Origin of the sequence: Streptomyces sp. 1331.2, assembly GCF_900199205.1 — a bacterium.
Taxonomy (GTDB): Bacteria; Actinomycetota; Actinomycetes; order Streptomycetales; family Streptomycetaceae; genus Kitasatospora.
Genome location: NZ_OBMJ01000001.1, coordinates 3,085,191 through 3,105,746, shown reverse-complemented (window position 1 = coordinate 3,105,746; position 20,556 = coordinate 3,085,191). Strand labels below are relative to the sequence as shown.

Genomic DNA, 20,556 nt, shown 5'->3' with positions numbered 1-20,556 from the left:
TTGGATGAACGAAGCCCCGGAAACGGAGCGGAAGTCATCTGATAAGCTGGGAACACGAAAGAACGAAGCCCGGAGGGTCCGCTGGAAGGCGGTCCGAAGGAAGCATCCGTTCCTTGAGAACTCAACAGCGTGCCAAAAGTCAACGCCAGATATGTTGACATCCCCGGCCTCGGTCATTCTGATCGGGGTTGGAGATTCCTTTTGAAATAACACTAGCGAGGACGCAGTGCGCGGGATCACCCTATTCCGGTGGTTGCCGTGCCGCTCAACGCGAGTGCCGCCCGATTACGGGTAGACATTCACGGAGAGTTTGATCCTGGCTCAGGACGAACGCTGGCGGCGTGCTTAACACATGCAAGTCGAACGGTGAAGCCCTTCGGGGTGGATCAGTGGCGAACGGGTGAGTAACACGTGGGCAATCTGCCCTGCACTCTGGGACAAGCCCTGGAAACGGGGTCTAATACCGGATATGACCTTCCTCCGCATGGGGGTTGGTGGAAAGCTCCGGCGGTGCAGGATGAGCCCGCGGCCTATCAGCTTGTTGGTGGGGTAATGGCCTACCAAGGCGACGACGGGTAGCCGGCCTGAGAGGGCGACCGGCCACACTGGGACTGAGACACGGCCCAGACTCCTACGGGAGGCAGCAGTGGGGAATATTGCACAATGGGCGCAAGCCTGATGCAGCGACGCCGCGTGAGGGATGACGGCCTTCGGGTTGTAAACCTCTTTCAGCAGGGAAGAAGCGCAAGTGACGGTACCTGCAGAAGAAGCACCGGCTAACTACGTGCCAGCAGCCGCGGTAATACGTAGGGTGCGAGCGTTGTCCGGAATTATTGGGCGTAAAGAGCTCGTAGGCGGCCTGTCGCGTCGGATGTGAAAGCCCGGGGCTTAACCCCGGGTCTGCATTCGATACGGGCAGGCTAGAGTGTGGTAGGGGAGATCGGAATTCCTGGTGTAGCGGTGAAATGCGCAGATATCAGGAGGAACACCGGTGGCGAAGGCGGATCTCTGGGCCATTACTGACGCTGAGGAGCGAAAGCGTGGGGAGCGAACAGGATTAGATACCCTGGTAGTCCACGCCGTAAACGTTGGGAACTAGGTGTTGGCGACATTCCACGTCGTCGGTGCCGCAGCTAACGCATTAAGTTCCCCGCCTGGGGAGTACGGCCGCAAGGCTAAAACTCAAAGGAATTGACGGGGGCCCGCACAAGCAGCGGAGCATGTGGCTTAATTCGACGCAACGCGAAGAACCTTACCAAGGCTTGACATATGCCGGAAACGCCTGGAGACAGGTGCCCCCTTGTGGTCGGTATACAGGTGGTGCATGGTTGTCGTCAGCTCGTGTCGTGAGATGTTGGGTTAAGTCCCGCAACGAGCGCAACCCTTGTTCTGTGTTGCCAGCATGCCTTTCGGGGTGATGGGGACTCACAGGAGACTGCCGGGGTCAACTCGGAGGAAGGTGGGGACGACGTCAAATCATCATGCCCCTTATGTCTTGGGCTGCACACGTGCTACAATGGTCGGTACAAAGGGCTGCGATGCCGTGAGGCGGAGCGAATCCCAAAAAGCCGGCCTCAGTTCGGATTGGGGTCTGCAACTCGACCCCATGAAGTTGGAGTTGCTAGTAATCGCAGATCAGCATGCTGCGGTGAATACGTTCCCGGGCCTTGTACACACCGCCCGTCACGTCACGAAAGTCGGTAACACCCGAAGCCGGTGGCCTAACCCGTAAGGGGAGGAGCCGTCGAAGGTGGGACCAGCGATTGGGACGAAGTCGTAACAAGGTAGCCGTACCGGAAGGTGCGGCTGGATCACCTCCTTTCTAAGGAGCACATAGCAGCTTCGGGCGAATGTCCCGGAGTGCTCGCTCATGGGTGGAACGTTGACTATTCGGCACACTTGGTTGGCATCCGTTAGTACTGCTTCGGCGTGGAAGGCGGGTTGTTGATCGGGTGTGTCGGGCACGTTGTTGGGTCCTGAGGGAACGGGTAACCGTTGTCTCAGTGGTTGCCGGCCTCACTTGAGGTGGTCTTCGGATCATTGAGGGTGTGTGACTGGTCGTTGTTTGAGAACTGCACAGTGGACGCGAGCATCTGTGGCCAAGTTTTTAAGGGCGCACGGTGGATGCCTTGGCACCAGGAACCGATGAAGGACGTGGGAGGCCACGATAGTCCCCGGGGAGCCGTCAACCAGGCTTTGATCCGGGGGTTTCCGAATGGGGAAACCCGGCAGTCGTCATGGGCTGTCACCCGCTGCTGAACACATAGGCAGTGTGGAGGGAACGCGGGGAAGTGAAACATCTCAGTACCCGCAGGAAGAGAAAACAACCGTGATTCCGGGAGTAGTGGCGAGCGAAACTGGATGAGGCTAAACCGTTTTGGTGTGAGACCCGGCAGGGGTTGCCATTGCGGGGTTGTGGGAATGAGCTTCAGTCGTCTGCCGGCGGCTGGGCGAGTCAGAAACCGTATGGGTAGTCGAAGGACATGCGAAAGGTCCGGCGTAGAGGGTAAGACCCCCGTAGACGAAATCTGTACGGCTTGCTTGCTCATCTCCCAAGTAGCACGGGGCCCGAGAAATCCCGTGTGAATCTGGCGGGACCACCCGCTAAGCCTAAATATTCCCTGGTGACCGATAGCGGATAGTACCGTGAGGGAATGGTGAAAAGTACCGCGGGAGCGGAGTGAAATAGTACCTGAAACCGTGTGCCTACAAGCCGTGGGAGCGTCGTCGTGGTCTTCGGATCACGGCCGTGACTGCGTGCCTTTTGAAGAATGAGCCTGCGAGTTTGCGGTGTGTAGCGAGGTTAACCCGTGTGGGGTAGCCGTAGCGAAAGCGAGTCCGAATAGGGCGTTTGAGTTGCATGCCCAAGACCCGAAGCGGAGTGATCTAGCCATGGGCAGGTTGAAGCGCGGGTAAGACCGTGTGGAGGACCGAACCCACCAGGGTTGAAAACCTGGGGGATGACCTGTGGTTAGGGGTGAAAGGCCAATCAAACTCCGTGATAGCTGGTTCTCCCCGAAATGCATTTAGGTGCAGCGTCACGTGTTTCTTGCCGGAGGTAGAGCACTGGATAGGCGATGGGCCTTACCGGGTTACTGACCTTAGCCAAACTCCGAATGCCGGTAAGTGAGAGCGTGGCAGTGAGACTGTGGGGGATAAGCTCCATGGTCGAGAGGGAAACAGCCCAGAACACCGACTAAGGTCCCTAAGCGTGTGCTAAGTGGGAAAGGATGTGGAGTCGCAGAGACAACCAGGAGGTTGGCTTAGAAGCAGCCACCCTTGAAAGAGTGCGTAATAGCTCACTGGTCAAGTGATTCCGCGCCGACAATGTAGCGGGGCTCAAGCACATCACCGAAGTCGTGTCATTGCAGCAATACTCCCAACGGAGGCTGTGATGGGTAGGGGAGCGTCGTGTGCCGGGTGAAGCGGCGGTGGAAACCAGTCGTGGACGGTATACGAGTGAGAATGCAGGCATGAGTAGCGATACAAGAGTGGGAAACTCTTGCGCCGATTGACCAAGGGTTCCTGGGTCAAGCTGATCTGCCCAGGGTAAGTCGGGACCTAAGGCGAGGCCGACAGGCGTAGTCGATGGACAACGGGTTGATATTCCCGTACCCGCTTTGAAGCGCCAACGCTGAACCTCTTGATGCTAAGCCCGTGAAGCCGGCCCGGAGTCTTCGGACAAAGGGACGTGGTGGAGCCGGTGACCCAACGGGGTAGTAGGTGAGCGATGGGGTGACGCAGGAAGGTAGTCCAGCCCGGGCGGTGGTTGTCCCGGGGTAAGGGTGTAGGACGAACGGTAGGCAAATCCGCCGTTCACATAGTCTGAGACCTGATGCCGAGCCGATTGTGGTGAAGTGGATGATCCTATGCTGTCGAGAAAAGCCTCTAGCGAGTTTCATGGCGGCCCGTACCCCAAACCGACTCAGGTGGTCAGGTAGAGAATACCGAGGCGTTCGGGTGAACTATGGTTAAGGAACTCGGCAAAATGCCCCCGTAACTTCGGGAGAAGGGGGGCCATTCCTGGTGACGGGCCTTGCGCCTTGAGCTGGGGGTGGCCGCAGAGACCAGCGAGAAGCGACTGTTTACTAAAAACACAGGTCCGTGCGAAGCCGTAAGGCGATGTATACGGACTGACGCCTGCCCGGTGCTGGAACGTTAAGGGGACCGGTTAGCTTGGATTCGTCCAGGCGAAGCTGAGAACTTAAGCGCCAGTAAACGGCGGTGGTAACTATAACCATCCTAAGGTAGCGAAATTCCTTGTCGGGTAAGTTCCGACCTGCACGAATGGCGTAACGACTTCTCGACTGTCTCAACCATAGGCCCGGTGAAATTGCATTACGAGTAAAGATGCTCGTTTCGCGCAGCAGGACGGAAAGACCCCGGGACCTTTACTATAGCTTGATATTGGTGTTCGGTTCGGCTTGTGTAGGATAGGTGGGAGACTTTGAAGCGGCAACGCCAGTTGTTGTGGAGTCGTCGTTGAAATACCACTCTGGTCGTGCTGGATGTCTAACCTGGGTCCGTGATCCGGATCAGGGACAGTGTCTGGTGGGTAGTTTAACTGGGGCGGTTGCCTCCTAAAGGGTAACGGAGGCGCCCAAAGGTTCCCTCAGCCTGGTTGGCAATCAGGTGTTGAGTGTAAGTGCACAAGGGAGCTTGACTGTGAGACTGACGGGTCGAGCAGGTACGAAAGTAGGGACTAGTGATCCGGCGGTGGCTTGTGGAAGCGCCGTCGCTCAACGGATAAAAGGTACCCCGGGGATAACAGGCTGATCTTCCCCAAGAGTCCATATCGACGGGATGGTTTGGCACCTCGATGTCGGCTCGTCGCATCCTGGGGCTGGAGTAGGTCCCAAGGGTTGGGCTGTTCGCCCATTAAAGCGGTACGCGAGCTGGGTTTAGAACGTCGTGAGACAGTTCGGTCCCTATCCGCTGTGCGCGTAGGAGTGTTGAGAAGGGCTGTCCCTAGTACGAGAGGACCGGGACGGACGAACCTCTGGTGTGCCAGTTGTCCTGCCAAGGGCATGGCTGGTTGGCTACGTTCGGGAGGGATAACCGCTGAAAGCATCTAAGCGGGAAGCCTGCTTCGAGATGAGCACTCCCACCTCCTTGAGAGGGTAAGGCTCCCAGTAGACGACTGGGTTGATAGGCCGGATATGGAAGCCCTGTGAGGGGTGGAGTTGACCGGTACTAATAGGCCGAGGGCTTGTCCTCAGTTGCTCGCGTCCACTGTGTTGTTCTGAAACAACGACCGCCCTGTCGGCGGGTCGATAGTTTCATAGTGTTTCGGTGGTCATAGCGTGAGGGAAACGCCCGGTTACATTCCGAACCCGGAAGCTAAGCCTCACAGCGCCGATGGTACTGCAGGGGGGACCCTGTGGGAGAGTAGGACGCCGCCGAACAATTCTTCTGAAGAACCCCCATCCGGATCCCGGATGGGGGTTCTTCGCATTTCCGGACCCTAGTGAGTAGGGCCGGTTCGATGGCAATTCGCGGCAGGAGGCCCGATCGGCAGGGTCCGCCCCGGTCACCCCGCCCGTCCCCGACGACTTCGACTGGTCCGACCTCGAAACCTTCATCCACCACCTGGGCTTCGCCGCCGACGACTCCGAGACCGCCCTCAACCTCTACCGCCTGCTCTTCGCCGTCCAGCGCATCGCCTACCGCGAGGCCGCCGGCCGTAACTCCCCCTGGAACCCCGCGCGCCTCAACCCGCGCCCCCGGTAGGCCTGCACAACGGAAACGCAGCCCCGGGCGGGAAGCCCGGGGCTGCGTACCGATCACGCGATGGATCAGGAGCAGGTGTAGCTGCTGGGGTAGCCGGCGTCGTTCCCGATGAGCTTCTTCTCGTCGGTGCTGATCGCCGCGATCTGGAAGTTCTGCGAAACCGAGGACAGCGAGTCCGAGACCACGCCGTTGCTCCACAGGACCGACCGGGAGACCGAGTTGACGAAGGCGAGGCCGCCCACGGTGCCGTTGCCGCCGATGGCCCGCGCCTCGATGGCGCCGTTGGTGATGGTCCTGACCAGCGTGCCCTGGGCGTCCCATTCGGCCTCGGAGTAGGACGTGTCGCTGTTGATGCTGCCGACGATGCGGCCGTCCCGGATCGCCGTCGGCTCACCCGTGGCGTTGGTGCCCTTCGCGGCGAGCGTGTGCCACTGGCCGTTGAGGTCCGTGACGAAGCCGCCCGCGTCGGTGTACCCGACGGTCCTGCCCTGCTCGTCGATGTCGGTGAGGATGAGGGTACTGGTCGAGGGGGTGGGCAGTTCGCGGTACGTTCCCGGCGCGCTGGCCGGCCACACCACCACGAAGCTCTTCGTGCCGATCGAGGCGACCCCGGCGATGTCACCGGCGTTGTTGATCACCTTGGCCTCCGCGCCGCTCCAGGTCGGGTTGGACGGCAGTGCCGTCTTCGTCCCGGTCGGGCTCACCTTGACGGCCGTGAACTTGTTGTTGACGATGCTGCTGCCCGCCATCAGGCCGGACGAGTTGACGTCCGACGCGTTGGTGCCCGAGGGAAGCCGCAGGACGACCTTCCCGTTGTCCCACAGCGTCGCGAGCCCGTTCTTGATGCCGTACGGGAAGGTGGTGGACATGGTTCCGGTGAGGCCGACTCCGTAGCGGCTGCCGTCGCTTCCGTACAGGATGCCGTCGTTGGTGCCGGTCGGCAGTTCCCATGCCGTCTTCTGCCACACGCAGGCCGCCTGGGTCGCCGCCTGGGCGGTGCCGACCGGGACGAGGCCGAGTGCCGTCGTGATCGCCGCTGCCGCGAGCACGGAGGCGCTTCGTCGGTTGAACAAGGGATCCGCCCTTCTTGGTGGGGAATGAACCTGGAGCTCAGGAGCAGGTGTAGCTGCTGGGGTAGCCGGCGTCGTTGCCGATGAGCTTCTTCTCGTCGGTGCTGATCGCCGTGATCTGGAAGAACTGCGAGGTAGCGGACAGCGAGTCCGAGACCACGCCGTTGCTCCACAGGACCGAGCGGGGAGACGAGTTGACGAAGGCGAGGCCGCCCACGGTGCCGTTGCCGCCGATGGCCCGCGCCTCGATGGCGCCGTTGGTGATGGTCCTGACCAGCCTGCCCTGGGAGTCCCATTCGGCCTCGGAGTACGCCGTGTCGCTGTGGATGCTGCCGACGATGCGCCCGTCCCGGATCGCGTTCGGCGAGCCCGTGCCGTTGGTGCCCTGCGCGGCGAGCGTGTGCCACTGGCTGTTGAGGTCGATGACGAAGCCGCCCGCGTTGGTGATCCCGACGATCCGGCCCTGCTCGTCGATGTCGTCGACGGCGGGTATGTAGTTCGAGGGGACGGGCAGCTCGCGGTACGTGCCCGGCGCGCTGGCCGGCCAGACCACCACGACGTTCTTCGTGCCGATCGAGGCGACCCCGGCGATGTCGCCGGCGTTGTTGATCACCTTTGCGTTCGATCCGTTCCAGGCGGGGTTGGACGGCAGTGCCGTCTTCGTCCCGGTGGAACTCACCTTCACGGCCGTGTACGTGCCGTTGACGTAGTCCGTGCCCACGATCAGGCCTGACGAGTTGACGTCCGCCACGGTGGTGGACGAGGAGAGCCGCAGGACCGGCTTCCCGTTGTCCCACAGCGTCGCGAGCCCGTTCTTGATGCCGTAGGGGAAGGTGGTGGACATCGTGCCGGCGATGCCGACTCCGTACCGGTTCCCGTCGCTTCCGTACAGGACGGCGTCGTTGGTGCCGGTCGGCAGTTCCCATGCCGTCTTCTGCCACACGCAGGCCGCCTGGGGCGCCGCCTGGGCGGTGCCGACCGGGACGAGGCCGAGTGCCGTCGTGATCGCCGCAGCCGCGAGCACGGAGGCGCTTCGTCGCTTGAACAAGGGGTCTGCCCTTCGTCGTAAGGAATGAACCTTGCGCCGATCGACCCTGACAGGACGTACGGGCTGCGGGAAGCAGTTTGCGTGAGGAGGAAACAACTCAGGTGTGGTGTAGGCGAGTTGGGGATGATCTCCGCTGGCCTGATATCGACGGACAGGTGTGACGCGGGTCACGGCAAAAGGGTGACAGCACGCTGTCGCGGACGGCTGCGACGCTCGACCGCATGACGATCACCGATGAGGACTGCCTGCCCGAAACCCTCGCCTTCAACGCGCAGTTCGAGGCCGCCGCCGCGAGCCGCCCGGCTCGCGGACGGGGGCTCGACCCGGCCACCCTGGCGCTGCTGCGGCGCAACCGGCTCGCCGGGGACGCACCGCCGCTGCGGCTGCCGCAGGGCCGGGACCGCACGGTCGGGGGCGGGGTGAAGGTGCGGGTCTTCGTGCCGGAGCGCGTCGAGGGCGTGTACCTCCACATCCACGGCGGCGGTTGGGCGTTCGGGTCCGCGGACGGGCAGGACGAGCGACTGTGGCACCTCGCCGAGCAGGCGCGGCTGGCCGTGGTGAGCGTCGACTACCGCCTCGCTCCGGAGCACCCGTTCCCCGCCGGGCCCGACGACTGCGAGGCCGCCGCCCGGTGGCTGGTGCAGCACGCGGCGGCCGAGTTCGGCACCGAACGGCTGCTGATCGGCGGGGAGTCGGCCGGCGCCCACCTCAGTGTCGTGACGCTGCTGCGGCTGCGCGACCGGCACGGCATCACCGGCGCGTTCCGGGCCGCCCAGCTGCTGTTCGGCCCCTACGACCTGTCGATGACGCCGAGCCAGCGCGCCTTCGGACCGCGCCCGTTGCTGAGCAACACCGATGCCCTCCACGGCAGTTACGCCCTGTTCACGCCCGGGATGGGAGAGGAGGAGCGCCGCAGCCCGGAGGTCTCGCCGCTGTTCGCCGACCTGACGGGGCTGCCGTCCGCCCGGATCGTCGTCGGCACCGAGGACCCGCTGCTGGACGACTCGCTGTTCCTGGCCGCCCGGTGGGAGGCGGCCGGCGCGCCCGTGCAACTCGGCGTCGTCGCGGGCGCGATGCACGGCTTCACCCTGTTCCCGCTGGCCGTCACCGAGCGGGAACTGCGGCGGGAGCGGGACTTCCTGGCCTTTGCAGGACGGTAGCGTCCGCGGCATGAACCGAACCGCTCGGCTGTACGCGTTGGTGGAGGAGCTGCGGGCGGCGGCGCCACGGCCGGTGACGGTCGCGGCGCTCGCCGCGCGGTTCGAGGTCAGCACCAGGACCGTCCAACGCGACCTCCAGGCACTGATGGCGGCCCGGATCCCGGTCCGTGCGGTACCCGGGCGGGGCGGCGGCTGGTCGATCGACCCGGGGATGACCCTGCCCCCGATCCACCTCACCGCCGGCGAGGCCTCGGCCCTGACCACCGCACTCGCCGCCGTCGACGCCGCCACCCCCGTACGCCGACGCGGCCCGCAGCGCGGCCCAGAAGATCGAGGCCGCCATGGCCGGCCCCGCGGCAGCGGCGGCCCGGGAACTCGCCCGGCGGATCGTCACGCTGCCCAGGCCGGGCGACTCCGCGATCCGTACGGCCGTGGAACGGGCCCTCGCCGAGGGCACGGTGCTGCTGCTGTCCTACCGCGACGCGGCCGGGCACGAGAGCGACCGGGCCGTCGAACCGGCCGGGCTGCTCGCCGCCGACGGCCGCTGGTACCTCATCGCCTGGTGCCGCACCCGCCGGGCCGGCCGCGGCTTCCGGCTGGACCGGATCACGGCCGCGGCCCCGACCGGCGAACGGGCGCAGCCCCACGACCTGGCCGAACTGCTCAGCGGCTCGGCCGCCGCGGGTGCCGTACGGCCCACCGCGCTGGGCCCGCTCCCGGTGGCAATAGCCTGACCCGCATGGACGCCTTCGAGACCCGTCTGCACAGCGCCTGGGAGTGGTGGGACGCCGCCATCGAGGACGCCCAGGAGGGCCGGTGGACCCGGACGCCCCTCGAACGCCGGGCGACGGACGAGATCGCCGCCGCGGTCCCGGCGTACCTGGATCCCTCCGCCGACATCCCCTGGCCCGCCCGGCTCGACCGGCTGGCGTCCTGGGCGGGCACGATCCGGCGCGCGGCCCGGGCCGGGGGCTGGCAGCTCCGGCCCGTCGACGGCGTGACCCCGCCCCGGCCGGCGGGCATGGCCGAACTGCTCTGCGCCATCCACGCGGTCGGCGAGCAGGCGGAGGCCTGGCTGCGGCGACTGCCCGTGGACGGCCCGCCGCCCGCCCGGGAGGTCGTCAAGGTCGAGGCCTTCCTCAGCGGACCCGGCTCGGCGGAGGACCTGCGGCAGTTCTTCTACGACTAGCAGACCGGCAGAAGACCGGAGGCCTGCCCGCGCCGACGCCGGGCAGGCCGATGGACCCGTGTCGCGACCGGTGCCCCGGGGGCGGCCCGGAGCAGGAAGTCGGCCGGTCCGACTTCCTGTTCACGGGCGGCGGCGGGCTGGCGAGGTTCCGCGGCTCCGGCTACCCGGCGGGGTGGGGCGCCCCCGAACCGAGCTCGTGCACGATGTCGAGATGGCCCGAGTGGCGTGCGTACTCCTGCAGGACGTGGAAGAGGATCCAGCCGAGCGTCGGCGGCTGCGCCTGGCCGTCGGCGGGGAAGCGGCCCCCGGTGGCGCTGTCGGTGGCGAGGGGCGTTCCGGTGACGATGGCGCGGGTCTGCTCGCCTCCGGCGTGCAGGGCCGCGATCAGCTCGGCCGCGGTCTCGTCCGGGCCGACGTGCCACCGCCCGGAGGCGTCCTTGTCGCCGTGCGGTGCCGGTACGGGCTCGCCGAGGAAGCCCCAGCGCAGCCATCGCCGTTCCATGTGGACCAGGTGCTTGAGCAGTTCGAGCGGGCTCCAGCCCGAGGGCAGGAGGCTGGTGCGCAGGTCGGCCTCGGGCATGGCCGCGATCTTGGCGGCGATCATCGCGCGGAGGTGGTCGAGGTAGCCGAGCAGGAGGTCCTGGGGGTCGGACAGGCGCGGGCTCGGTGCGGGCACGGCTGGTGTCGCGGGCACGGCTGGTGTCGCGGGCACGGCTGGTGTCGCGGGCACGGCAGGTGTCATCGGCGAGGCAGGTGTCATGGGGCGGAATTCTGTCAGCCGGGATCAGCCCCGGAGCAGGAAGTCGGACGGGCCGACTTCCTGCTCCGAGCCCGTCGTCACTGCTTCGGCGTGAGGGGCGTCAGCGGCGCCGTGACGCGGCTCTCCCAGGCCTGCTCCAGGGCCCGGGTGAACGTTTCCGCAGGCTGGGCGCCCGAGACGCCGAGCCGCCGGTCCAGGACGAAGAACGGCACGCCCGTCGCCCCCATCGCGCTCGCCGTGGTCTCGTCCTCGCGCACCGCCTCCGCGTAGGCCTCCGGATCGGCCAGGACGGCGGCCGCCGCCTCGCCGTCCAGGCCCGCCTCGACGGCCAGCTCGACCAGCCGCCCCTCCTCGAACGCCGAGCGCTCCTCGGCGAAGTTCGCCCGGTACAGGGCGTCCAGCAGCTGCGCCTGCCGGCCGTGCTCCTTGGCGAAGTGCAGCAGGCGGTGCATGTCGAAGGAGTTCGCCGCGTCGCGCCCGCCGCTCAGGTACGGCAGGCCCTCGCCGCGGGCGTTCTCGGCGATCCGCGCCTCCGCCGCCTCGGCCTGCTCCAGGCTCATCCCGTACTTGGCGGCGAGCAGCGGGATGACCGGACGGGCCTGGCGCGGGGCGCGCGGGTCCAGCTCGAAGGAGCGGTGGACGACCTCGACCTCCTCGCGGTGCGGGAACGCCTCCAGAGCCTGCTCGAACCGGGCCTTGCCGATGTAGCACCACGGGCAGTTGATGTCACTCCACACTTCGACGCGCACGGTGCAGGGCTCCTTCCGTCGCGCGGGTCCTTCCCGCGTCGACGGCCGGAACAACACGCTCCGGAACCTGAATATTTCTCGTCATGAAATGTTCAGGCGTGGGCCCCGCCGCCAGGTCCCCCGCCGTGGCCGCTCCCGAGCAGGAAGTCGGCCCACCCGACTTCCTGCTCCGGAGCGCTGTCCTGCGGGCTCGTCCTACGGTGCCGGGATCCAGCCGGGGAGGGTGGGCAGGATCGTTTCGGCGAGCCGGTTGAGGGCCGCTTCGTCGGGAGAGCGGCCGTCCTGGCGGAAGACGACGAACTCGTAGGCCCGGCCGCCGGGAGCCTTGGGATCCTGCGCGACGACCAGGTTCCGCGTCGCGGGGCCGGCCTTCGCGTCGGGGCCGGGGATGAGTGGCATCGCGTTGGACCAGTAGGTCGCGGCGGGGTGGCCGAGGACGGTGGCCGGCTTGGCGAAGAACTGCGGCATGCCGAGCATGTCCTCGACCGAGGTGTTGCCGTCCATCAGGGTGGCGACGGTGGACTTGAGGCGCACCTCCACCATGACGTCGTTGCCGAAGACGATGGGCGCCGGGTGCGCGGTGGTGACGCGGTCCTCCGGAGTGCCCAGCAGGGCGGGCAGGTCGGGGCGGTTGAGCGCGGCGCACAGCGCCGGGTACCCGGGCCGGTCCGTCGGCCGGGCGGCGTCACAGGCGACCGGCTTCTCGTCCTCCGCCGGGGGAGTGCCGAGGAGGCCCATCCCCCACAGGCCGGCCATCACACCGGCGACCAGCACCACCGCGGCCGCCAGCTGCAGGCCGGCCCGGTCCTTGCGCCGGGCGCCGTCCCGGCCGGCGTCGTCGACGTGGTCGGCGACCTGGCCGGCGCCTTGCGTGGGCTCCGTGCCTTCCGTGTCCGCCGTGACCTGGTCGACGTTGTCGGCCGCGCCGGCCGTGTCGCTTTCCACCGTGGTTCCCCGTTCGAGACGCTCGCCCCCGACCATCCGAGGGCCCCGTGAGCGGGGCTGATCGTAGCGTCGGCCCGGCGGCAGCGAATCCGCGCCCCCGTGTCCGTGACCTGCGCAGACGCTGCCCGACTCCTCCGTACGGCCGGGTCTGCGGAGCAGGAAGTCGGCTCGCCCGGCTTCCTGCTCCGGCGCTCGACGGAGGTGGGCGGCAGGAGAGCCGCGATCCGTGTCCTTCGGAGGCCGGAGCCACCCCTAAGAGTCGTATCCGATCCGGAAGTTGGCGGCGACCCGCCGTCGGGGTGAACGCGGGACATCGGCCCGCACCGGATAGCCTCCTTCGGAGCGGGGGGACGCGACCGGGGGGAACGGGGACATGAACGTCAGTCACACGGACGGGGACGACGAGCGGCTGGCGGCCGAGGGGGAGGTCGCGGTCGCCCGGCTGGCGATCGACTCCGGGGACCTCGCGCACGCCGCCGACCACCTCGCCGACGCGATCCTCAACGACCCGCAACTGCCCGAACTGCACGAGGCGCTGGCCGAGTTGTGCGCCGCCGCCGGCGGCCCCGCGGCCGCGCGCGACCTGTTCCCGCTGGACGGCGAGGTGTACCTCGGCACGGTCGCCTGCCGGGCCCATGTGGAGGCCGCCGCCGGGGACTGGGACGCGGCGGTCGGCCTGCTCGCCTCCGCCATCCAGTACGAGCCGGCCCGCCCCTGGGCGCACACCGTCTGGCTCGCCCGCGAGGACCTGCCCGGCCTGGTCGACCCGGACGCCATCGCCCAGGCGGTGGCCCGCGCGGCCGGCGCACTGCCCGACCCGCTCCCCGACGAACTGGCGGACGCGGTACGGCCCTTCGACACCTTCGTGCAGGCCGTCCTGGCCCGCCACGGCGACCACGCGATGCTCCCGGCGATGGCCTCCGGTCTGACCCGCCGCCTCGGTGCCACCGCCCGGGCCGTCGAACTCGCCGAACGGTCCCACCGGTTGGCCCCCGGCTACCTGCCCGCCGTGATGCTCGGCAACGCCCTGCGCGCGGACGGTCGGCCGGAACGGGCGCTCGCCGTCTGGGAGGCCGAACTGGCGCGCTCCGGGCGCGAGATGGACGACTCCGGCAGCTACCTCGCCGTCGACGTCGCCGAACTGTACGGCGCCCTCGGCCGCGCCGCCGAAGGCCTGCCCTGGCTGGACCGGGTGCTCGCCACCGAGCCCGACCACCCCAAGGCCGCCCCGGCCCGGTACGGGCTGCGCCACGCGCTCGACGGCGACCCGGCCCACCTGCTCGGCCTGGCCGACCACCACCGCGCCCACCCCGACCACCAGTACGCCCAGGACCTGCTGGCCCGGCTGAGCCACCAGGAGCCGTGGCTCGGCATGGTCCCCGGCACCTCGGAAGCCACCGTCAACCTGCTGCACCAGGTGCTCGCAGCGGCCGACACCGACCGCGACACCGAGATCGACTGCACCGTCTCCACCCTCGAACCGCCCAGCTCACAGCTGGCCCTGCAGCTCGCCCTGCCGCGCTGCACCGTGGTCTACCAGTCCGTCGGCACGCCCGACCCCCGGCAGCCGCTGACCGAGACCGCCACCCGGATCTGGACCTGGGACGGCACCGACCCGCGGCCCGCCGTCGCCCCGCCCGCACCCGAGAGCGCCGAACTCGTCCGCGCCATCACCGGGATCGTCTGGCCGAGCATCCCCGCGGCCTACGACGAGGCCGTCCGCCTCGCGGGGCTGCCGCTCGCCGACCTGCTCGGCGTCCTCGCCCACCCGCCGCAGCCGCGCGAGGACGAGCTCGGCCGGGCCCTGCTCGCCCACCAGCCCGAACTCTGGGTGCGCGCCGTCCAGGCCTTCACCTGCCTGGGCATCGCCCACCACCGCACCGACCAGCCCTGGCGGGGCTCCGACCGCCGCCGCGTGCTGCGCGACCTGTTGCTCGGGCCCGAGGACTGGGTCGCCGAGGCGGCCGGCTTCGCGCTCGTCGCGATCGGCTGGACGCACCCGGAGACCCGCGGCGACATCGCCGCCCAGCTCCGGACCCTGCTGAACCACTGCGTCGACGCCCGGCACACCCGGGTGGTGACGGTCCTGCGCTCGGTCTGCCGGCTGGTGCTCGCCGCGCCCTGGCTGCCGCTCGCCGACCTCGACCTCGCCCGGGCGGCCATCCGCGCCGAGGACGCCGTCGACGACCGAGCGGCCGACGAGACCGAGGAGGCCGATACGGCCGCTCCCGAGCCCGAACCCAAGCCGGCTGCCGCACCCGAGCCGGAACCGGCCCGAGCGCCGCAGCGCCCCGGCTTCCTCGGCCGGCTCCTCGGCCGCGGCTGACACCCCACCGGGGAGCCCGGCGCCCCCGCGCTACCCGACGCCCGGCAGCGGGTCCTGGTCGACGTCGAACCGGGCGACCCGCTCCGCCGGGTCGCGGCACTCCGGCCCCAACCGCAGCATCCGCGACTCCGGGTCGTGCAGCGGCCGGTGGCAGCGGCGGCAGGTCACCCGGGTCCGGAGGGTCCGCGCGGTGTCCGTGCCGGGGAGCGGGTCCGGGAGCGGGGCCGGAAGAGGGGCCGGGTCGGGGCTCGTCATACCGGAGACGGTAACGGGGCACACCGGGGACGGTGACGGCCCTGCGCCGTGCAGGCCCCGGGCCGGTAGGCCGGCGGCTGCGTGAAACCATGGCCCCATGGCCACCGACCGCAGCAGCGCAGGAGATCCGGCGCGTACCCTCGCCCTGCTCTGGGGGCTCACCGCCGAGGAGAAGCCCGGTCGGCGCGGGCCCCGGCAGGCGCGTTCGACCGGTGAGATCGCCGCCGTCGCCATCGCCCTCGCGGACGCCGAGGGCGTGGACGCCGTCACCATGCGCCGGGTCGCGCAGGAGCTCGGTCTCTCCCCGATGGCGCTCTACACCTACGTGCCCGGCAAGGCCGAACTGCTCGACCTGATGCTGGACACCGTCTACGCCACGATGCCCCGCAGCACCCCCGCCGACCAGGGCTGGCGGGCCCGGGTCACCGCCGTCGCGGACGACAACCGCGCGCTCCACGCCGCCCACCCGTGGGTCGCCGCCGTCTCCACCAGCCGGCCGCCGCTGGGCCCCGGCCTGATGGCCAAGTACGAGTACGAGCTGCGCGCCTTCGAGGGCACCGGCCTGCCCGACGTCGAACTCGACGCCGCGCTCACCCACCTGCTCGGCTTCGTGCAGACCTGCGCCCGGATGGCCGCCGACGAGCGCGGCGCCCGGCAGGACAGCGCGATGACCGACGAGCAGTGGTGGGCCGCCAACGCCGACCTGCTCGCCCGGGTCTTCGACCCCGAGCGCTACCCGGTGGCCGCCCGCGTCGGAGCCGCCGCCGGCGCGGCGCACGGCGGCGCGTACAGCCCGGACCACGCGTACGCCTTCGGCCTGGCCCGCGTCCTGGACGGCCTGGCGGCCCTGGTCAAGGAGCGGTAGGCCGGCCGTCGTACTCCTCGCGGGCCTCGGCGACGGCGCACATCCGCGCCTCCACCCAGTGCGCGAGCGCCGAGACGTGCTCGGCGGCCTCCTGCCCGAGCGGGGTGAGGCTGTAGTCGACCCTGGGCGGGATCACGGGGTGGGCCACGCGCAGCACCAAGCCGTCCCGCTCCAGGTTCTGCAGGGTCTGCGCGAGCATCTTCTCGCTGACGCCCGACACCCGGCGGCGCAGTTCGCTGAAGCGGTACCCGCGCTCGCGCAGGGCCACCAGCACCAGCACCCCCCACCGGCTGGTGACGTGCTCCAGCACTCCGCGCGAGGGGCAGTCGCGGTCGTAGACGTCGGGCACCCGGTCCAGCAGGGGCCGCTCCTCCTCGACGACGTCGGCGATGACCTCTTCCATTACCTCCATGCCAGTACCGTACTTCAAAGTGCGTACTATCCAGAAGTAAGTGCCGTTCCTAGGGTGAGTGTCGAAGCAGATCGACAACCCCGCAGGGAGCAGCAGCATGTACGTCGTCACCGGAGCCACCGGACAGCTCGGCCGACTGGTCGTGGAGGGCCTGCTGGCCACCGTCCCGGCGAGCGAGATCGCCGTCCTGGTCCGCTCCGCCGCCAAGGCCGAGGAGTGGGCGAAGCAGGGGGTGCGGGTCCACGAGGCGGACTACAACCGGCCCGAGACGCTTGCCGGGGCCTTCGCGGCCGGCGACCGGGTGCTGCTGATCTCCGGGAACGAGCTCGGCAGCCGGGAGTCCCAGCACGGCGCGGTGATCGACGCGGCGAAGGCCGCCGGGGTCGCGCTGCTCGCGTACACCAGCATCCTGGGCACGGCGACCTTCCGGCTGGGCGACGAGCACAAGGCGACCGAGGACCTGCTGCTCGCCTCCGGCCTGCCGTACGCGCTGCTGCGCAACGGCTGGTACACCGAGAACTACCTGGGCGACGTGTCCGGCACGCTGGAGCGGGGCGTGGTGCTCGGCAGCGCGGGGGACGGCCGGGTGGCGACCGCCCCGCGCCGGGACTACGCGGACGCGGCCGTCGCGGTCCTGACCGGCGCGGGCGACGGCCACGAGAACGCGGTGTACGAGCTGAGCGGCGACGCCGCCTGGAGCCTGTCCGAGCTGGCGGCCGAGCTGGCGCAGGCCTCGGGCAAGCCGGTCGTGCACCGGGACGTCACCCCGGCCGAGCACCGTGCGGTGCTGGTGGGCGCGGGGGTGCCCGAGGGCTTCGCCGACGTGGTCGTGGACGTGGACGCCGGCATCGCGCGCGGCGAGCTGGCCGCCACCCCGGGCGACCTGGCCCGGCTGATCGGCCGCCCGACCGTGCCGCTGGCCGAGTCCGTCCGCACGGCGCTGAGCTCCTGAAACACCCGGCAGGACACCCGGTAGGGCGCCCGGCAAGGCACCCGGAAAGCGCCCGGCCCGGACCGTCCGGAGTCCAGCCTTCGGGCAATGTCATGACCAAAATACGGAAACGGATATGACAGCCTGCCCTCCCGCCGGTTACCGTCACCTGACGACACGCGCGCGCGGGAGGGCACTCGGCCATGCCACAGACAGACCAGCAGGACAGCGGCCGAGGCCTCTGGTACGGCTTCGCGGCCTACGGCATCTGGGGGCTGTTCCCCCTCTTCTGGCCGCTACTGGAGCCCGGCGCCGCCGACGACATCCTGGCCAACCGGATGGTCTGGTCCCTCGTCGCGGTGGTCCTGCTGCTCGTCGCGCAGCGGCACTGGGGCTGGATACGCCCGCTGCTGCGCCAGCCCCGCCGGATCGCCATGCTGGCCTGCGCGGCCGCCGTCATCTCGGTCAACTGGGGCGTCTACATCTGGGCCGTCAACGCCGGCCACGTCGTCGAGACCAGCCTCGGCTACTTCATCAACCCCCTGGTCACCATCGCCTTCGGCGTCCTGGTGCTCAAGGAGCGGCTGCGCGTCGCGCAGTGGACGGCGGTGGGCGTCGGCGCCCTCGCCGTCGCCGTGCTGAGCGTCGCCTACGGGCGGCTGCCGTGGATCGCGCTGACCCTCGCGTTCTCCTTCGCCACCTACGGCCTGCTGAAGAAGAAGGTCGGGCTGAGCGGGCTGGAGAGCCTGGCGGCGGAGAGCGCCTTCATGTTCCCGTTTGCCCTCGGCTACCTGGTCTACCTGGAGGTCAGCGGGCGCGGCACCTTCGGGCACACGGTGGCCGGCTCGTACGGCTGGGGGCACTCCGGGCTGCTGATGCTCAGCGGGGTGGTCACCGCGATCCCGCTGCTGCTCTTCGGCGCCTCGGCCGTCCGGGTGCCGCTGACCGTGCTCGGGCTGCTGCAGTACCTGGCGCCGGTGTTCCAGTTCCTGATCGGGGTCGCCGTCTTCCACGAGTCGATGCCGCCCGCCCGCTGGGCCGGGTTCGGCCTGGTCTGGGCCGCGCTCGCGGTGCTCACCTGGGACGCGCTGCGCCAGGTGCGGACCGACCGCGCGGCGCGGGCCGCGGCGCTGCCGCAGCCCGTACCGGCGGAGACGACCCAGGCAGCCGTCACGCGCTGACGGCCCTCACGCGCTGATGTCCCGGCTGGTGAAGCGCGCCCAGGCCGCCGAGCCGAACACGGCGACGTAGGCGGCCTGCAGGCCGAGGTCCTTCAGCACGCCGTCCCAGTACATCGGCTCCCGCAACAGGTCCGAGAAGCTGAGCCAGTAGTGCGTGAACAGGAACGGCCTGACCGCGTCCAGCTGCGGGAAGGCGTCCAGGATCTGGACGGTGATCACCAGCCCGACGGTGGCCGCCATCGCCGCGATCCCGCTGCCGGTGAGGGTGGAGACGAACAGCCCGATCGCCACCAGTCCGGCCAGCGAGAGCGCGACCACCCCGGCGACCAGCAACGCGCGCAGCAGCGCGTCGGCGAGGCCGATGGTGTCCCCGGAGAGCAGCGTGACCTCGCCGAGCGGGAAGAGCGCGGCGCCGGTGGCCAGGGCCGCCAGCGCGACCGCCGCCGTCGCGGCCAGGCAGAACACCAGCCCGGCGGTGAACTTGGCGGCCAGCAGCCGGGTCCGCCCGGCCGGGGCGACCAGCAGGTAGCGCAGCGTCCCGGTGGCCGCCTCGCCCGCCACCGAGTCCCCGGCGACCACGCCGACCGTCATCGGCAGGAAGACCGGCAGCGCCACGGCCAGCGCCGTGAACACCAGGAACAGCCCGTTCTGGGTGGTCTGCGCGATGAAGCTCGGGCCACCGCCGCCCTCGTGCGGGCTGTCGGTGTTGAGCTTGACGACCACCCCGATCAGGACCGGCAGCACCGCCAGGATCCCCAGCAGCACCTTGGTGCGCAGCCGGCGGAAGGTCAGGTGCAGCTCGTTGCGGAACAGCGCCAGGAACCCGGCCGCGGTCTGCGGCCGCCGGCCCGTGCGCAAGGGAAGCGCCTCAGCCTGCGACATCGAAACCCTCCCCGGTCAGCGCCACGAAGGCGTCCTCCAACGTGCCCCGCTCCAGCCCGAAGCCGTGCACCCGTACCCCGGCCTCGACCAGCGCCGCGCACAGCCTGGGCAGCGCCTCGTCGCCGCGCTCGCCCACCTCGCCGTCCACCCGCTCCTCGCCGGGCACCAGGCCGGTGACCTGGTGGGCCGCCAGCACCTCGGCGGCCCGGGCCACGTCCGGGGTGCGGACCACCAGCCGGCCCTGCGCCCGGGCGGCCAGCTCGGCGACGGTGCCCTGTACCACCAGCCGGCCCCGGGACATCACCGCCGCGTGGGTGCAGACCTGCTCGATCTCGTCCAGCAGGTGCGAGGAGAGGAACACCGTGGTGCCCTCCGCCGCGACCTCCCGGACCAGCGCCCGGATCTCCCGCATGCCCTGCGGGTCCAGCCCGTTGGTGGGCTCGTCCAGCACCAGCAGCTCGCGCGGCTGCAGCAGTGCGGAGGCGAGGCCCAGGCGTTGCTTCATGCCCAGCGAGTACGCGCGGGCCTTCTTGCCCGCCGCCGCGGCCAGGCCGACTCGCTCCAGCGCCGCGTCGACCCGCCGGCGCCTTGTGCGCGGATCGGCGGTCGGGTCGGCGGCGTCGAAGCGGGCCAGGTTGTCCCGGCCGGAGAGGAAGCCGTACAGCGCCGGGCCCTCGATCAGCGCGCCGACCCGGGGCAGCACGGTGGCGACGGACTGCGGCATCGACTCGCCGAGGACGGTGGCCGTGCCCGAGGTGGGGGCGATCAGGCCCATCAGCATCCGGATGGTGGTGGTCTTGCCGGAGCCGTTGGGGCCCAGGAAGCCGAAGACGGAGCCGCGCGGCACGGACAGGTCCAGGCCGTCCACGGCGAGCTGGCCGCCCCGGAAGCGCTTGGTCAGGCCGCGGGTCCTGATCACGTCATCGGCGGTGGAAGCGGAGGGAGAGGCAGCGGGAGAGGCGGGAGGAACGGGAACGGGGGCCGGGCGCGGCTCGGCGCCCGGACCCCCGGCCGACTCCGTAACGTCCCCCGTTACGGGAGCCTTGGTCATCC

16 protein-coding genes, 3 rRNA genes and 1 pseudogene are annotated in these 20,556 nt (G+C 69.3%); 11 read left to right on the top strand and 9 right to left on the bottom strand.

The features are described from left to right. Positions 1-298 precede the first annotated feature (298 nt). From CRP52_RS13055 to rrf, 3 genes are all read left to right on the top strand, one after another. Positions 299-1,822: ribosomal RNA gene (locus CRP52_RS13055) — 16S ribosomal RNA — on the top strand. A 275-nt stretch (positions 1,823-2,097) separates the two neighbouring features. Continuing rightward, positions 2,098-5,217: ribosomal RNA gene (locus CRP52_RS13050) — 23S ribosomal RNA — on the top strand. 71 nt (positions 5,218-5,288) lie between these two features. Continuing rightward, positions 5,289-5,405 (top strand): 5S ribosomal RNA (gene rrf, locus CRP52_RS13045). Together the 16S, 23S and 5S rRNA genes form the textbook arrangement of a ribosomal RNA operon. 390 nt (positions 5,406-5,795) lie before the next feature. Here rrf and CRP52_RS13040 read toward each other — a convergent pair. Together CRP52_RS13040 and CRP52_RS13035 are read right to left on the bottom strand one after the other, a co-directional pair. Continuing rightward, positions 5,796-6,803 carry a hypothetical protein gene (locus tag CRP52_RS13040; RefSeq protein WP_143685723.1) on the bottom strand — a complete coding sequence of 336 codons (1,008 nt, stop codon included), beginning with the start codon at positions 6,801-6,803 and terminating at the stop codon, positions 5,796-5,798. A 37-nt stretch (positions 6,804-6,840) separates the two neighbouring features. After that, entirely contained in the window at positions 6,841-7,848 is a 1,008-nt protein-coding gene (locus tag CRP52_RS13035) for a hypothetical protein (protein WP_143685721.1), read from the bottom strand. 221 nt (positions 7,849-8,069) lie between these two features. Between CRP52_RS13035 and CRP52_RS13030 the strand changes: the two genes are divergently transcribed. The 4 genes and pseudogenes from CRP52_RS13030 to CRP52_RS13020 all read left to right on the top strand — a co-directional run bounded on the left by CRP52_RS13030 (position 8,070) and on the right by CRP52_RS13020 (position 10,197). After that, on the top strand, positions 8,070-9,008 hold the full coding sequence (locus tag CRP52_RS13030) for an alpha/beta hydrolase (protein WP_097236555.1): 939 nt from the start codon (positions 8,070-8,072) through the stop codon (positions 9,006-9,008). Between the two features lie 10 nt (positions 9,009-9,018). Continuing rightward, positions 9,019-9,135, top strand: a pseudogene (locus tag CRP52_RS39505) (HTH domain-containing protein); the annotation flags it as partial. A gap of 214 nt (positions 9,136-9,349) precedes the next feature. Next, entirely contained in the window at positions 9,350-9,742 is a 393-nt protein-coding gene (locus tag CRP52_RS39500) for a helix-turn-helix transcriptional regulator (RefSeq protein ID WP_257032448.1), read from the top strand. Positions 9,743-9,747: 5 nt separating this feature from the next. Continuing rightward, a complete protein-coding gene (locus tag CRP52_RS13020; RefSeq protein WP_097236554.1) occupies positions 9,748-10,197 on the top strand; it encodes a hypothetical protein in 450 nt (149 codons plus the stop codon). Between the two features lie 160 nt (positions 10,198-10,357). On the opposite strand, the gene CRP52_RS13015 is transcribed toward CRP52_RS13020, so the two are convergent. The 3 genes from CRP52_RS13015 to CRP52_RS13005 form a co-directional block, all read right to left on the bottom strand. Further along, a complete protein-coding gene (locus tag CRP52_RS13015; RefSeq protein WP_257032446.1) occupies positions 10,358-10,873 on the bottom strand; it encodes a DinB family protein in 516 nt (171 codons plus the stop codon). A 161-nt stretch (positions 10,874-11,034) separates the two neighbouring features. Further along, positions 11,035-11,706, bottom strand: coding sequence for a DsbA family oxidoreductase (locus CRP52_RS13010; RefSeq protein WP_097236552.1), 672 nt, complete (start codon positions 11,704-11,706; stop codon positions 11,035-11,037). Positions 11,707-11,901: 195 nt separating this feature from the next. After that, entirely contained in the window at positions 11,902-12,651 is a 750-nt protein-coding gene (locus tag CRP52_RS13005) for a DUF6215 domain-containing protein (RefSeq protein WP_097236551.1), read from the bottom strand. Positions 12,652-13,024: 373 nt separating this feature from the next. Here CRP52_RS13005 and CRP52_RS13000 point away from each other — a divergent pair, with 373 nt between their 5' ends. Further along, a complete protein-coding gene (locus tag CRP52_RS13000; protein WP_097236550.1) occupies positions 13,025-14,977 on the top strand; it encodes a hypothetical protein in 1,953 nt (650 codons plus the stop codon). 30 nt (positions 14,978-15,007) lie between these two features. On the opposite strand, the gene CRP52_RS12995 is transcribed toward CRP52_RS13000, so the two are convergent. After that, positions 15,008-15,232 (bottom strand): DUF6011 domain-containing protein, encoded by a 225-nt coding sequence (locus CRP52_RS12995; RefSeq protein ID WP_097236549.1) that lies wholly within the window; start codon positions 15,230-15,232, stop codon positions 15,008-15,010. A 97-nt stretch (positions 15,233-15,329) separates the two neighbouring features. Here CRP52_RS12995 and CRP52_RS12990 point away from each other — a divergent pair, with 97 nt between their 5' ends. Continuing rightward, a complete protein-coding gene (locus CRP52_RS12990; protein ID WP_097236548.1) occupies positions 15,330-16,097 on the top strand; it encodes a TetR/AcrR family transcriptional regulator in 768 nt (255 codons plus the stop codon). Here CRP52_RS12990 and CRP52_RS12985 read toward each other — a convergent pair. After that, on the bottom strand, positions 16,084-16,500 hold the full coding sequence (locus tag CRP52_RS12985) for a winged helix-turn-helix transcriptional regulator (protein WP_097236547.1): 417 nt from the start codon (positions 16,498-16,500) through the stop codon (positions 16,084-16,086). The two genes, CRP52_RS12990 and CRP52_RS12985, sit on opposite strands and share 14 nt — an antisense overlap. Positions 16,501-16,606: 106 nt before the next feature. On the opposite strand from CRP52_RS12985, the gene CRP52_RS12980 reads away from it, so the two are divergent. After that, on the top strand, positions 16,607-17,461 hold the full coding sequence (locus CRP52_RS12980) for an SDR family oxidoreductase (RefSeq protein WP_097236546.1): 855 nt from the start codon (positions 16,607-16,609) through the stop codon (positions 17,459-17,461). A 182-nt stretch (positions 17,462-17,643) separates the two neighbouring features. Continuing rightward, positions 17,644-18,621, top strand: coding sequence for an EamA family transporter RarD (rarD, locus tag CRP52_RS12975; RefSeq protein WP_097236545.1), 978 nt, complete (start codon positions 17,644-17,646; stop codon positions 18,619-18,621). 6 nt (positions 18,622-18,627) lie between these two features. Here rarD and CRP52_RS12970 read toward each other — a convergent pair whose 3' ends face one another. Then, a complete protein-coding gene (locus CRP52_RS12970; RefSeq protein ID WP_097236544.1) occupies positions 18,628-19,503 on the bottom strand; it encodes an ABC transporter permease in 876 nt (291 codons plus the stop codon). Next, complete coding sequence (locus CRP52_RS12965) at positions 19,490-20,554, bottom strand: ABC transporter ATP-binding protein (RefSeq protein ID WP_097236543.1); 1,065 nt, start codon at positions 20,552-20,554, stop codon at positions 19,490-19,492. The genes CRP52_RS12970 and CRP52_RS12965 overlap by 14 nt, the downstream gene beginning before the upstream one ends. Positions 20,555-20,556 lie beyond the last annotated feature (2 nt).

What these genes read in the sequence shown, in the direction of transcription:
- CRP52_RS13030 (WP_097236555.1), top strand. Translation starts at nt 8,070, where the DNA reads ATGACGATCACCGATGAGGACTGCCTGCCCGAAACCCTCGCCTTCAAC.
- rarD (WP_097236545.1), top strand. Translation starts at nt 17,644, where the DNA reads ATGCCACAGACAGACCAGCAGGACAGCGGCCGAGGCCTCTGGTACGGC.
- CRP52_RS12990 (WP_097236548.1), top strand. Translation starts at nt 15,330, where the DNA reads ATGGCCACCGACCGCAGCAGCGCAGGAGATCCGGCGCGTACCCTCGCC.
- CRP52_RS12995 (WP_097236549.1), bottom strand. Translation starts at nt 15,232, where the DNA reads ATGACGAGCCCCGACCCGGCCCCTCTTCCGGCCCCGCTCCCGGACCCG.
- CRP52_RS39500 (WP_257032448.1), top strand. Translation starts at nt 9,350, where the DNA reads ATGGCCGGCCCCGCGGCAGCGGCGGCCCGGGAACTCGCCCGGCGGATC.
- CRP52_RS12970 (WP_097236544.1), bottom strand. Translation starts at nt 19,503, where the DNA reads ATGTCGCAGGCTGAGGCGCTTCCCTTGCGCACGGGCCGGCGGCCGCAG.
- CRP52_RS13020 (WP_097236554.1), top strand. Translation starts at nt 9,748, where the DNA reads ATGGACGCCTTCGAGACCCGTCTGCACAGCGCCTGGGAGTGGTGGGAC.
- CRP52_RS13000 (WP_097236550.1), top strand. Translation starts at nt 13,025, where the DNA reads ATGAACGTCAGTCACACGGACGGGGACGACGAGCGGCTGGCGGCCGAG.
- CRP52_RS12985 (WP_097236547.1), bottom strand. Translation starts at nt 16,500, where the DNA reads ATGGAAGAGGTCATCGCCGACGTCGTCGAGGAGGAGCGGCCCCTGCTG.
- CRP52_RS12965 (WP_097236543.1), bottom strand. Translation starts at nt 20,554, where the DNA reads ATGACCAAGGCTCCCGTAACGGGGGACGTTACGGAGTCGGCCGGGGGT.
- CRP52_RS12980 (WP_097236546.1), top strand. Translation starts at nt 16,607, where the DNA reads ATGTACGTCGTCACCGGAGCCACCGGACAGCTCGGCCGACTGGTCGTG.